Raw genomic sequence first — 13,430 nt, forward strand, 5'->3', positions numbered from 1 at the left:
TTTAAAAATCTCCTTTCCGCATTCCTAAGTGAACGCTGGCTGTTTTAAAGGCTTTGGGCAGAGCCAGAATGTTTGGGTTAGCTCCCACGTATTTTTCCGCATCCTTGAGGGCCTCTTCAAAGCTAGCCCGTGTTTTCATGCCCATGCTCCGCGCATACCCCGGTTCATAAGCACCGACGATATAAATTGCCGAGCAATGTTTTTCCGCAATATGGCCACAGGAGATCATGGAAAAGGCATGATAAGGGTGATAGCCAAAGTTAAAGCGGTATTTATCCGTATACTCCTTATTCATAGCCATATATTCGCCGTACTTCTCCAGATCAGGCAAGGTATTGTGATAATCTTTTTGGAACAGGTCATAGACACTCCGGTAGGATGGAAATTCTTCATCATGGAAATAACCGTTACAAATGGATGAGCAAATAACAACACAATGATCGCTGAGGATTCTCTTATGCCGAATAATTTGGGCGGATATGGCCTGCAGCATCAAGATCGGGTTTGTTCCCATACCATTGCCATAGTGAAAGCTTTGCGGCATGCCGAAAACGACAACGTCATATTTTTTCTCGGCCCAAGGAACATAGGTCCTTTTATTGGCTATTTCCCAAGATAAGGGTTGAATTTCCTTAGCATAACCGGTGAAAATGGCTATTTGTCTCTGGTAGGTGTCCAGAACTGCATCACAGGTGAAGAATGTTTTCTGCATACATTTTTCCATATACTGCCCAATGGAGTCGAACTTACTGCGCATCAGGCTATGGTTATTGACCGGGGTGAAATCATCCCGATGCATTACATGGGGCACATGGTGAGAGGCGATGGATCTCCAGTGAGTAATGCCGGTGGCACAATGCTTATATCCTCCTGAATATCCTCCATAAGGATTGCCAAGGACGTGGCCAATAAGAACCGCAAGATCCGCTTCATAGACTTCTTTGTTCATGATCACAGGATTTCCCATCTCATCCCGGCCAAGATCAACCAAATTATCCCAATTTTCGCTGTCGTGATTCTTAATTTGATTCGACCACCAAAATTCATTAAAGGTCTTTTCGCCTAAAATGCGCTTAATTTCTTCCCTGGTATTCTTGCGATGGAGTCCGTTGCTGCAGATGAGCTGAATATCTTTTTTCTCCACTCCGGCCTTGAGACACTCCTCGATGATAATAGGAATAGAAACTTTACGATGAGACGTCTCTTGAAATCCGCCTTTAACTCTATCCGGAAAAACGATGACAACTTTGGAGCCCTTCGTTACTTGTTTGGCGATAGGATCCATCCCTATTGGATTTAAAATCGATTGTCGAGTTGTTTCGATGATATCCTCTAGAACCGGCGGATCCTGAACTGTTTCTCCGGGAATGAAAACATCCGTTGTATCCGGCAGTTCAGCCTCCATTAATCCTTCACCATATTCAAATGCAAACTTCGTCATTGTATATACCTCCGTAAACCTTCGTTATTGTGTCTTCAGCATGTGTATCGGCTCATTAAGAGCCGCATGGGCTGCTTCTAAGATCGTTTCACTAATGGTCGGATGAGCGTGAATCGTTCGAGTTATATCCTCAAGGGTTCCGCCCTTTTCCATGAGCAAGGCAACCTGGCCAATAATTTCGGTGGCATTGGGTCCAATGATATGTCCCCCTACAACTCTTCCGCTCTTCCGTTCAGCGATCAGCTTGGCAAAACCTGTGGCGGCGCCCATGGCTGCCGCTTTGCCGCAGGCCCTCATGGAAAACTTACCGACTAAAACGTCCTCATATACGTCTTTCGCCTGTGTCTCCGTCAAGCCAACAGAACCAATTTCCGGAATTGTGTAGATACAACTGGGAACGACTCGATAGGACATGGCAGCTTCTTTACCGGCAATGGTTTCAGCAGCAATAATTCCCTGAGCACTGGCAACGTGAGCCAATTGAATTTTCCCGGTAATATCGCCCACAGCATAAATATTTTTAAGACTCGTTTCCATTTGATCGTTGACTTTGATGTAGTTCTTTTCTAAGTCAAGATTTAAGGCTTCTAATCCCTTTAAGTTTGCTTTTCGCCCAACACTTACTAAGACCTTATCTGCATCAATAACAGCTTCTTTGGCTCCCGAAACGGTAACTTTTAAACTCTCATTTTCTTTCTGAACGCCCTCAACCTTACAATTGGTCAAGACTTTAATTCCGCTTGACTTAAAACTTGTCATTAAGGTTGCTGAAACCTCTTGATCCATCAAAGGTACAAGATAAGGCTGCATTTCAATAATGGTAACCTTGCTGCCGAAATTGCTGAAAATTGTTGCCAGTTCACAACCAATAACTCCGCCGCCAATAATAACCAGTTTTTCGGGAACATGATCCAGTTCCAGAAGCTCTGTAGATGTTAAGATACCTTCTTCATCGAGTCCCAGTATGGGCGGGATAACATTGGAGGATCCCGTAGCTATAATTAAGTGACTAAAATGAATCTCCTGATCAGAAACCGTCAGCATCGTTTCTGACAGGACTTTAGCCTCCCCTCGGACGAGGTCAATGCCATTGCCTTTAAGGAGTAATTCTACGCCATTCACCAATTGGTTAATGACTCGATTTTTCATTTTCTGAGTTCCCAACATATCAACTTCCGGTTTAGGAACCTTCAGACCCCTTTTCTCGGCATGTTTAATTTGATGAAGGATTTCCGCATTCATAATTAGAGTTTTTGTTGGAATACATCCTACATTCAGGCAAGTTCCGCCGACCTGCTCCTTTTCAATAACAACGGTCTTTAAGCCAAGCTGCGCCGCTCTGATAGCAGCCACATACCCCCCTGGGCCTGCGCCGATAATTGCCACGTCGTAATGATTCATGCTTACCTCCCGTCTAATTGATTCTTTCAATAATCAATTTGCAGATTCATAGTTCTTAATAATTTTCACTAAATCATCAGGATAAAAACCAATTTCTCCCTTAAATTGAGTCAACGCAACAAGCCCTCCCCCAATAGCTTTGACTTGGGCGATGGATGCAGCGTTTTCTTCTTTAAGGCCTCCACCATAAACAACAGTTACTTCTGAACCATAACGTTCTTTAAAAACTTCTTTAATATAAGAAGCAACAAACTCAATGTAGTCCGGTTCAGGCGGAGTTTTACCCGGTCCAATAGCCCAGAGTGGCTCGTAGGCTAAGACCAGGTTATTAGTGATGTCGTCTGCTTTGAAATCTTGAAGTGTCTCTTCAACTTGTCTTCTTAAAACCTTCTTAACATTCCCTCGCTGTTCCTCGGAAGTACCGCTCCCCCGTTCTTCGGCTGTTTCCCCCAAACACAAAAGCACATTGAGATTGGCCCGCAAAGCACAAAGGACTTCATGCCGGATAATGGAATGGATAGCCCCTTTGGCTCTATTTCTTTTCTCCGGATCTTGCAATACTTCTGGATCGTAATGTGCCATGATTTCCAATTTATCTTTAACTTCTTCCGAATGACCAATGATCGTCCAAGTGCATCCCAGGTTTCGAACAGCAGCAGCCGGTCTATTGGTAGTAAAAGCCCCAAAGTTTCCGCCTTTAGTCACATCCTCCCGGTAGATTCCCTGACAGCCGATATGAATGTTTTTTATAGTCTCTGCCGGAAATGATGAGAGTTTTTCATGAGCGCACATAATTAATCCTTCAGGAATCAGAAAAGTTACTTCAATAGTTTGTAAAGTTCCCAAACCTTTTTGGATACTTGTTTCAATGATCCATTCAATCCATTCCTTAGGGTTTTGATAATTACAGACACCGCCCATATCTCGGGGAACATCGAAACGTTTAAGATTTACAAATATCTCGGTCATAGAACTTCACCTCATTCTAAAAAATTCCGTTATTCTTTGCCTAAATTTGTTTTGCTTTAAATGGTTTTTAGAGACGAAAACATCACATTTTTATAGGCCTCTACACCCGGCTGATTGAAGGGGTCTACTCCCAGCAGAGACGCCGAGATATAGCAGGCATATTGAAAAAAGTAAAAGAGCTGCCCCATATAATAAGCCGTTAGTTCAGGTATATTAAGGACCAGGCAGGGCACTCCCCCTTCTACATGGGCTTTTACCGTTGCCTCATAGGCCGTTTTATTTAAAAATGTAAAATCTTTGCTGTCAATATACTGAAAGCCATCGTTATCTGTTTCTTCATGAGGTATCTTGAAAGACGACCCTTGATTCTCCAAGTTAAGAAATGTTTCAAAAAGCATTCTTTGGCCCTCTTGAATATATTGGCCTAATGAATGTAAATCTTCTGTAAAGGAACAGGCTGTTGGATAGATCCCCTTCCCATGTTTCCCTTCACTTTCACCAAAAAGTTGAATCCACCACTTAGAGAAATAAGAGAGCAGAGGTTCAAAAAATGCCAGAATTTCAAGATTATAACCCTTCTGAAGCAAACTATTTCTTGTAACGCCATACAGTACTGCTGGATTATCTTCAGGACTAAGGGATTGAATTTCCCTTTTTATATCGTTAGCACCCTGCAATAATTCTGTAATATTGATTCCGGCGACGGCGATCGGTAAAAGGCCTACGGCAGAGAGTACAGAAAACCTCCCTCCCACATCAAGAGGGAAAGGCAATAATGTATAGCCTTTCTCCTTTCCGAGAACTTCCAAACTACTGTTATTCAGAGAGGCCGTTGCGATAATCCTCTTCGCAGCTTCCGCCTCTCCATAGCGTTGCTCTAAATAGTTTCTGAGCACTCTAAAGGTAATTCCCGGTTCTAAAGTAGCGAAATTTTTGGCGATAACATTAATATAAACAGATTTATCAGAAAGCTTAGCCATTACTCGATTCATATGGTGAGGAGATAAGTTATTTCCGGCGTAAATTATTTCTACGTTATTGTCGCCCAGAGATTCGATGACAGCTCTGGATCCCTGATTCGAGCCACCAACACCGATTAGAACAAATACATCAGCCTTCTCCCGTATCTCCCGGGCCTTCGCTTGAATTTGCTGGATCAACGACGTATTGGCAAGGAGGTCGAGATCAACCCATCCTAAATTGTCTTTATCTTCTGTTGAGGCTTCAAGAACCTTTTCAATCAAGGGGCGATGTTTTTCTATTGAGTCAATGATTTCCTGTTGGCTAATAAACTGACTAACTCGTGAATAATCAAGCTTGACGTTCATTCTTAACCTCCTGAACCATGTTTATGTTTATCCAAAGTTACTGGCCGGAAGATTTCCGCAATTAAGAACTCTTATACTGTTAATAGAAAATTCATAACAAATGTATGGTATAATAAAAGCACTCTTTCCAAGCTGATATTTAGATTGCAAAGCCTCAACTAGGAAAGGTTTTTCAGTAGCAATACAAGTTAAGATTTTGCTGGAGCAACCTTAAATTGACTCTTCAGGTCCTATTCTGATTGGAGCCAGTACAAATTAGATACTTTCAGAATCTCTGAGATAGCTTAAGTAATCTTCCTTAGTTAATAACTCTTCAATTTCACTTAAGTCATTAGGTTTCAATTCGACCATCCAACCTGCTTCATAGGGCTGCTTATTAACAGTATCTGGAGAGTCCGCCAACTCTTCATTGACTGCCACAATTTCACCGCCGATAGGCACATAGAGAGCTGATACAGATTTCACCGACTCTGCCTGTCCAAAAACATCGCCTTTTTCGAAGACCTCACCAACATTAGGCAACTCTAAAAACACGATATCACCCAATTGATCTTGAGCAAAGTCGCTAATCCCTACTATGACATTGTCTCCTTTTACTCGAGCCCAGGCATGCTCCTGGTCATAGCGAAGATCTTCAAGCAACGTAAGTTCTTCTAAACCTTTCTTATCACTCACAATCTAAAATCCTTTCGTTATTTTTTAAGGGCGGGTGTTGCCCGCCCTTATTTTCATCGAATTGTCAATATTAACCGCAGCTTTAATTTAAGCAAGCAAGAAGTCCGTCAATTTTATTCCGCAAGTTTTCCAGCGTGTGGGAACTGTCAAAGAGGATATAGTTTACAAACAAGGTCGGTGGGGACTTGATTTTATGTCTTGTCGCCTCGCGATATTCATCCATAACGGCACTTTCCATTTCTGGGCTCTTTAAGTCAGAGCTGAATTTGTCCATGTCAAGTCCAATTTCTTGGGCATAACGCTTAAGATTCTCCTCTTCCAAAGCATTGTCTATACCGAACACATCGAATAAACGGTGGTGCATTTCCCAGAACTTCCCTTGAGCGCCGGCGGCCTCAGCAGCCTGAGCTGCTATGACCGCAAAGGGATGGGCGTGACGCATAGGAAAATGCCGGAAAATAAACTGAATCTTATTCTCATAAGAAGGCATCAACTCTTTGACAACACTAAAGAGATCCTTGCAGTGACTGCATTGATAATCACCGTACTCAATCAATACGATAGGGGCATCTGCTGAACCTAAGCGCCAGTCATCGCTTCTCAGCAGCGGCGGCTTCGGCGAATTGGAAAGATTATTGACGGCCCGAAGGACCATGGCAGGGTTGGGTAATCCCTCCTCCGGATCGTGCTCAAAGACACGGCGGATCAAACCTTCCTGGTCTACTACAAAGACTGCTGTCAAACTCTGCTCATTTACAAAGACACCATAACTGCTTGCCACTTCACGAGACTTCTCAGAAGCAACGATAGGGAATTCAATCTGTTTTTCGGCCGCGATTTTTTTCATTTCCTCAGACGATGCATCTGTAATAGCGACGAGTCTTGCTTTTTTAGCAGCATAGTCCTTGTGACGGCTTTGATACTCAGTCAGCTGAGAAACTGTTCTCTCAGTCATTTCTGATCCTAAAAAGAGAAGAACCGTTACTTCCGAAGAGTTACAGCTTACAGACTCTTCTTGCTCACGATTGATAGGTTGTAAGATAAACTCAGGCGCAGTAATCCCCGGTTGCAAGATGGGTCGATCGGTCATGTTCCCTCTCTCCTTCCTACTTAAATTTACGTCGTCCTTTAAGATGCGTTTCCGGAGTACCTACCTCTTCGAGCCACTCGACATACCGTTGGTGTATTTTCCTGGCTAGATCTTCATGCTCATTTATTAAATCATGTTCTTCGTTGGGGTCATCGGGCAAATAGAATAAGGCTGGTTCAACCCGTTCATATTGAGGTTTAAGAGCAATCATCTTTTTATTAACTTTAATACTTTCTTTAATTTCATCCTCATAGGCACCTGAATAATGCAAGCACCAGCCATCCTCTGTAACAATGGCGCACTTAGCGACAATTGGAGTGTGATGGATAATTGTGTTAGAGCTTACGGTAATATCGCGTACTTTCTCAGTTTCACCCCGTAGGAGAGGCATCAACGATTTACCGTGAATTGATTCCGGATTAAACTTCCAATCTTGAGTATAGAAAATACCACATTGCAATGCTTGAATATTTGTTTTTCCGCCAAAGGAATCCGTTGCTACTAAACCATTCATTTCGAGAATTGTTGGCATTAAATCCGGCGATTGAACTAAAGCATCAACACGCTCACCTGTTTTTTGACCCGGCAAATGGATCATCAAGGGAATACGGCGTATATCACTATACATGCGGCAAGTTTCATAAAAACCGTTCTTTGGGTTAAAGGACTTACCAATCAAACCATGCTCACCAAAAAGGTATCCATGATCACTTGTGAAAATAAAGGCAGTATCTTCTTCTAAGCCTAATTTTTCAACCTTGTCGATCAACTTGCCGACCCAATGGTCAACCATAGTGACTTCAGCCATATACAGGGCTCGTATATGCTTAAGCTCATCTTCCGAGAGGAAATTTTTCCAATAATCGTAGCAGGGATAGAGGACATCTTCGCCATCATATTCTTTTTCGTACATCTCAACATATTCTTTCGGGGGATCCCAGGGTTCATGTGGATCGAAGAGGTCGACATATAAGAAGAACTTCTCTAAATTTTGTCCATCTTCCAGCCAATTACAAGCCTTAGTTACTGAACGGGCAGCAAAGCGGTCTTCTTCCGATTTCCACCAAGACGTATTGCGCAAGTAGTTTGGCAGAACGAAATGGGAATTATTCAATTTATTTGGATCTGCCGGCAAGGTTATATCTCGGGGCATCGATTTCCAGCGGTCAGACTCCTGTCCCCGAATCCATTCCCAGCCATCGAACCCACGCTCGTAATTAAAGCCATTTTCAATTAAATGTGGATTATCAACGACCATTTGGGTAGTAACACCTGACGCACTTAATATCTGTTGCAGGGTCACCGTTTCTGAAGGAAGAGGACACCATTCCTTATCGATAAAATTAAAACGTCCGCTCATGATATCGAGTCTATTGGGGATCGTTGGAAATGAGCCCAAATAAGCATTATTGAATACATAAGACTTTTGAGCTAAACGGTCAAGGTTTGGGGTTTTAACCTTCGTCGGGCCATAGCAGGAAAGGTTATCACGCCGAAAAGTATCGGAAATTACTAAGATGACATTCATCTTTTTTACCTCACTATTGTTATATTTTAAAGAAGTACAAATTCACAGTCCTTACCTGTTACAATTCGATTTATTAACTATTCATTTGCGATTATTTCAATACTAACTTACGTCTGCCGGCAAGGTGTTCTTCTGGTGTTCCAACCTCTTCAAGCCATTTAACATAACGAGCATGAATTTCTCTTGCCAAATCTTCATGACCCTCAATTAAGTTGTGTTCCTCATTAGGATCGTCAGGAAGATAATAAAGTTCCGGTTCTACTTTGCCTTTGCTAGGTTGAAGTTCGATTAACACCTTATTAACTTTTACGCTTTCCTTTAACACTTCATCATAATAACCGGAATAGTGTAAGCACCAGCCATCCTCTGTCACAACGGCGCATTTCGATACAACCGGTGTGTGATGAATGATGGTATTGGAACAAACAACAAAGTCTCTTAATTTATCTACCTCACCGCGAATTAATGGCATCAAGGACTTACCGTGGATAGATTCCGGTTCAAAACGCCAGTCTTTCGTATAGAAAATGCCGCACTGCAAGGCTTGGATATTAGCCTTTCCCCCAAAGGACTTGGACGCCACCAAACCGCACAAATCCAGAATGGTCGGCATCAAGTCAGGTGATTGAACTAAAGCACCAATACGTTCACTTTTCTTTTGACCGGGCAAATGAATCATCAAGGGGATTCTGCGCATTTCGTTATACATGCGGCAAGCTTCATAATACCCGTTTTCCGGTTTGAAAGCTTTACCGATTTGTCCGTGTTCACCGAAAAGATAACCGTGATCGCTTGTGAAGACAAAAGCAGTATCTTCTTCAAGCCCTAATTTTTTCACTTTCTCACGCAGAATACCGATCCAGTGATCAACCATGGAAACTTTTGCTCTATAAAGCGCTCGGCAGTGATTTAACTCAGCTTCCGACATGATGTTTTCCCAATAATCGTTATAAGGATAAATGACTTCTTCCCCTTCATATCCTTTATCATACATATCCACATATTCTTTGGGGGCATCCCAAGGTTCATGGGGATCAAAGAGGTCTACATATAAGAAGAATTTTTCCGCGTTCTGCCCTTCCTCCAGCCAATTACAGGCCTCTGTTACCGAGCGTGCTGCAAAGTGGTCTTCTTCAGATTTCCACCAGGCGGTATTGCGCAAATAGTTTGGAAGGACAAAATGTGCATTGTTTAATTTACTGGGGTGAGCAGGTAAAGTCACCTCTTTAGGCAATACTTTCCAACGGTCGGATTCATGTCCACGAATCCATTCCCAGCCGTCAAACCCGCGCTCATAATTAAATCCATTTTCTATGAGATGTGGATTATCAATGACCATTTGAGTGACGACCCCAGAGGCACTGAGAATTTGCTGCAGAGTTACAGTTTCGGAAGGAAGCGGACACCACTCATGATCAATAAAATTGAAGCGGCCATTCATGATATCGAGACGATTAGGAACCGTAGGGAACGATCCTAAATAAGCATTATCAAAGACATAGGATTCTTCGGCTAATCGATCCAGATTGGGGGTCTTAACGGGTGTTGGTCCATAACAGGAAAGGTTGTCCCGGCGGAAAGTGTCTGAAATAACAAAAACTACATTCATGTCTTACACCTCATATAATTATTTAAAATGCCTTAGAGGCAAAACTTCTTCTATTAAAATTAAGAGCAAAAGAAATATAAAGTCGTATTCAATGCTATGCTGCATTTGATGCAGTTCTTTTTTGCATTTTTCTGTGAGTTTTATAGGAGAACACAATTGTGATTGCAGCCAAAACGAGAATAGCCAATGTTATGGGTCTGATAAGAAATAAAATTGGATTGGCACCCGTAGAGGTCATCGCTAAACAGAAATTTTGTTCAATAATCGGTCCCAGTATGAGCCCCAAGAGGAGTGGGGAAATCGGATAGTCTCTGCGCTGCAGAATAAAACCTATTAAGCCAAAGATTAAAGTGATCCAGACATCAAACATGTTATTGTTCAGTGCAAAGGAGCCGCACACAACTAACACTGAGATTACTGCAAACAAGAAGTGTTTAGGAATACGGACAATCTTGGCCAACCATACAGAACCATACCACCCGAAAACAAACACCAGCATCTGGATGAGAAAGATTCCGATAAACAAACCGTAGGTAACATCCCGAAACGTCGTAAAAATTTCCGGTCCAACTCGGACACCATGGAGAGTAAATGCCCCCAATAAAATGGCCGCTGAAATATCTCCAGGAACACCAAACGTTAAAAGAGGGATCAAAGCTGCGGATTCCGTACCAACTGCTGCACACTCAGCAGCAGCAACACCCTCTAATTCCCCTTTCCCAAATTTCTCGGGAGTTTTCGATGAGCGAACGGCTTCGTTATAACCTAGAAAGGATGCAATTACGGATCCTGTACCGGGAAGAGCACCAACGATGACGCCAATAATCCCACTTTTAATTAAGGTTTTAGAGGATTTCTTAACTTCAACCAAAGTTAATCCTTCGCCTTCTACATTGCGAGCTTCTTTTTTTACATGTTTCTTTTTATACAATTGGTTGAAGATTTCACTCACCGCAAAAAGTCCGGTTAAGGCAGGAACCTGAGAAATGCCTGAAGATAAATCATTGATGCCAAAAATAAAGCGATCAGTTCCCATGAGCGGATCAGACCCAATTGTTGAGATGAAAATCCCCAGAGCAGCGACTGCGACCGCTTTGGGCAAAGATTTACCGGCTACAGCAGCAACCACCGATAATCCAAATAACCCAAGGGCAAAATATTCCGAAGGTCCGAAAGCGAGGGCAACTTTACCCAATAACGGGGCGAAGAACATTAAAGAAATCGCTGAGAGCGTGGAGCCGATAAGAGCTGCAACAGCAGACATCTGTATGGCTTTACGCGACTGTCCATTTACAGTAAGCGGATAACCATCCAGTGCTGTCGCAGCTGCAGATGCTTTACCCGGCGTATTGACCGTTATTGCTGTAATTGATCCCGCGTAGAGCGCGCCCATATGAATCGATGTCAGAAACAAAATCGATTGAAGCGCTCCCATGTAGAACGTTAACGGAATCGCTAAGGCCAAAGCCATGGGACCTGTTAGTCCCGGCATTACACCAATCAGAAGCCCTGCTAAAACTCCTAAAACCATAAACAATAGGACGTTTGGATCAATAAGTAAATGAAGACTACCCATTATTGCTTCCATTTATGAATGTCCCTCCTTTCTAAATCAAATAAAACCTAAAAACCCGGTAGGTAATGGCACATTCAGTAATTGATAAAAGATAACCCATATTATTACAGAAGCAATAACTGCCACTGGCAGCGAGATATACCATTTTGGCTGTCCCAACAGATAGATAAAGCATAAAATGTCTAAAATTGTAGCAAGGACAAACCCTAGAATCGGCATTAAGGCCACATAAGCGAAGATTGCTATCATACCTAATAACAACCTGATGATTGCACCATCTTCCTGCTTTCCCTCATTGACAATACTTCTCTCCTTATGCCTAAAGCAGGACAACAAGTGAAAAACACCTGCTAAGATCAACACCACTGCCAGGATCCGCGGTATAAGCTGCGGGTTGACTGCTACCTGGGCTAGGCTCGATGGGATAACAATCTGGTATGGTATCATAAACCATATGATGAAACCTAAAAGAATAGTGGCGATACTGTCAATTAGGTTACCGGTTTGATGTTTTTCCACAGCCATTACTCCTTAAATCATACTTTATAGGAGAGGGTAAGGCGGTAAAGCAATAACCGCCTTACCCATGCAATTACGTTATTTAAGATCAGAAAGTTACTTTTTCTTAACTAACTTGGCGTACTCGTTCCCACCATCGATAAGAGCCTTAGTCATCTCTTCCGGAGAGGTCATATTTATACTTAACTGATTATCCTTAGCAAATTTAACAAACTGATCTGATTGCATAGATTTCTTCAAAACATCCTGTAATTTTTCAGTAATATCTTTGGGAAGGTTAGCAGGACCATAAAAGCCAAACCATGATCCTCCTGAAACGTCAGTTCCCTGCTCCTTGAGCGTAGGTACATCCGGCAAATCCTCATAACGTTTGTCGTTCGCTGCACCAATTATTTTTACCGTCCCTGTTTTCATTGAACTATAAGCTGTAGCTAAGTTACCTATATATAAATCAATGTGTCCCCCAAGTAAATTCGTCATTTCTTCATTATTACTGTTAAAGGGCATCAAACGAACATTAAGTCCTGTCAATTGACCAATCTGGGCACCTGCAAGATATCCATCAGTATTAACCCCAGTATTCCCGACGCGGATAGCTTGATTCTTGTCCTTATAATATTTAACCATGTCACTGAAGTTTTTAAAGGGCGCATCATTCTTAACGGCAAGAACCATTTCATTACTGCCTACACCTATAATAGGTGTGAAATTTTTAGGGAATTGGTAGCTAACCTTTTGTAATAATGGCCGCAGGTTCAACTGCCCGCTAGCTGACAGAAAAATGTTATAACCATCAGGCGCATTTTTAATGAATTGTGTAGTACCTGTCACGCCAGAACCACCGGGAACATTTTCAACAATCAGAGGCTGGCCGGTTAGCTCTTGAAACTTCTGACCCATTGCCCGGGCCGCTAAATCCATCGTACCGCCAGCGCCCATGGGAATCCACACTTTAACTTCTTTCGTTGGGAACTTTGTATCATTGGCTGTTCGAGAGGAACCATTTGACTGCTGAGCAGAGCCACAAGCTGTTAAGAGGAGGACAGATACCGAAAGTAAGCCGGCTAAAAGTGCACTCTTTTTAATAAATCTCACCAACACACAACTCCTTTTTATATTTTTCTAAGCAAACTACTTAATATAAGATCATAAATTTTTTCCTTTACCTCACCTCCCTATAATATCTAATGATTTTCTTTGAATCTCTCGCTTTTTCATAGAATTCCTAACTTACCAAACTAGCTCATCACGGATAGAATACGCATAGAATGCCTAATTCAGGGAATTTGGGTAT

Annotated in this window: 11 protein-coding genes; all 11 read right to left on the reverse strand. The window is 42.3% G+C overall.

Going from position 1 to position 13,430, the window contains the following annotated elements; all coding sequences use genetic code 11:
- Window position 1 precedes the first annotated feature (1 nt).
- The gene (locus B5771_RS09590; RefSeq protein WP_088187321.1) at window positions 2-1,441 is read right to left on the reverse strand and encodes a lactate racemase domain-containing protein; all 1,440 of its coding nucleotides are present in this window, start codon (window positions 1,439-1,441) and stop codon (window positions 2-4) included.
- Between the two features lie 24 nt (window positions 1,442-1,465).
- Window positions 1,466-2,842, reverse strand: coding sequence for a dihydrolipoyl dehydrogenase (gene lpdA / locus B5771_RS09595; RefSeq protein WP_088187322.1), 1,377 nt, complete (start codon window positions 2,840-2,842; stop codon window positions 1,466-1,468).
- Window positions 2,843-2,875: 33 nt separating this feature from the next.
- On the reverse strand, window positions 2,876-3,811 hold the full coding sequence (locus B5771_RS09600) for a triose-phosphate isomerase (RefSeq protein ID WP_088187323.1): 936 nt from the start codon (window positions 3,809-3,811) through the stop codon (window positions 2,876-2,878).
- 56 nt (window positions 3,812-3,867) lie between these two features.
- A complete protein-coding gene (locus B5771_RS09605; protein ID WP_088187324.1) occupies window positions 3,868-5,139 on the reverse strand; it encodes a glucose-6-phosphate isomerase in 1,272 nt (423 codons plus the stop codon).
- A 255-nt stretch (window positions 5,140-5,394) separates the two neighbouring features.
- On the reverse strand, window positions 5,395-5,814 hold the full coding sequence (gene gcvH, locus B5771_RS09610; protein ID WP_088187325.1) for a glycine cleavage system protein GcvH: 420 nt from the start codon (window positions 5,812-5,814) through the stop codon (window positions 5,395-5,397).
- Window positions 5,815-5,896: 82 nt separating this feature from the next.
- Entirely contained in the window at window positions 5,897-6,904 is a 1,008-nt protein-coding gene (locus B5771_RS09615; RefSeq protein ID WP_088187326.1) for a thioredoxin domain-containing protein, read from the reverse strand.
- Between the two features lie 16 nt (window positions 6,905-6,920).
- On the reverse strand, window positions 6,921-8,432 hold the full coding sequence (locus B5771_RS09620; RefSeq protein ID WP_088187327.1) for a sulfatase: 1,512 nt from the start codon (window positions 8,430-8,432) through the stop codon (window positions 6,921-6,923).
- 91 nt (window positions 8,433-8,523) lie between these two features.
- The gene (locus tag B5771_RS09625; protein ID WP_088187328.1) at window positions 8,524-10,041 is read right to left on the reverse strand and encodes a sulfatase; all 1,518 of its coding nucleotides are present in this window, start codon (window positions 10,039-10,041) and stop codon (window positions 8,524-8,526) included.
- A gap of 94 nt (window positions 10,042-10,135) precedes the next feature.
- Complete coding sequence (locus tag B5771_RS09630) at window positions 10,136-11,629, reverse strand: tripartite tricarboxylate transporter permease (RefSeq protein WP_088187329.1); 1,494 nt, start codon at window positions 11,627-11,629, stop codon at window positions 10,136-10,138.
- 24 nt (window positions 11,630-11,653) lie between these two features.
- Entirely contained in the window at window positions 11,654-12,136 is a 483-nt protein-coding gene (locus B5771_RS09635; protein WP_172408223.1) for a tripartite tricarboxylate transporter TctB family protein, read from the reverse strand.
- Between the two features lie 96 nt (window positions 12,137-12,232).
- The gene (locus B5771_RS09640) at window positions 12,233-13,231 is read right to left on the reverse strand and encodes a tripartite tricarboxylate transporter substrate binding protein (protein WP_088187331.1); all 999 of its coding nucleotides are present in this window, start codon (window positions 13,229-13,231) and stop codon (window positions 12,233-12,235) included.
- Window positions 13,232-13,430 lie beyond the last annotated feature (199 nt).

This window comes from Desulfosporosinus sp. FKA (assembly GCF_002196785.1).
Taxonomy (GTDB): domain Bacteria; phylum Bacillota; class Desulfitobacteriia; order Desulfitobacteriales; family Desulfitobacteriaceae; genus Desulfosporosinus; species Desulfosporosinus acididurans.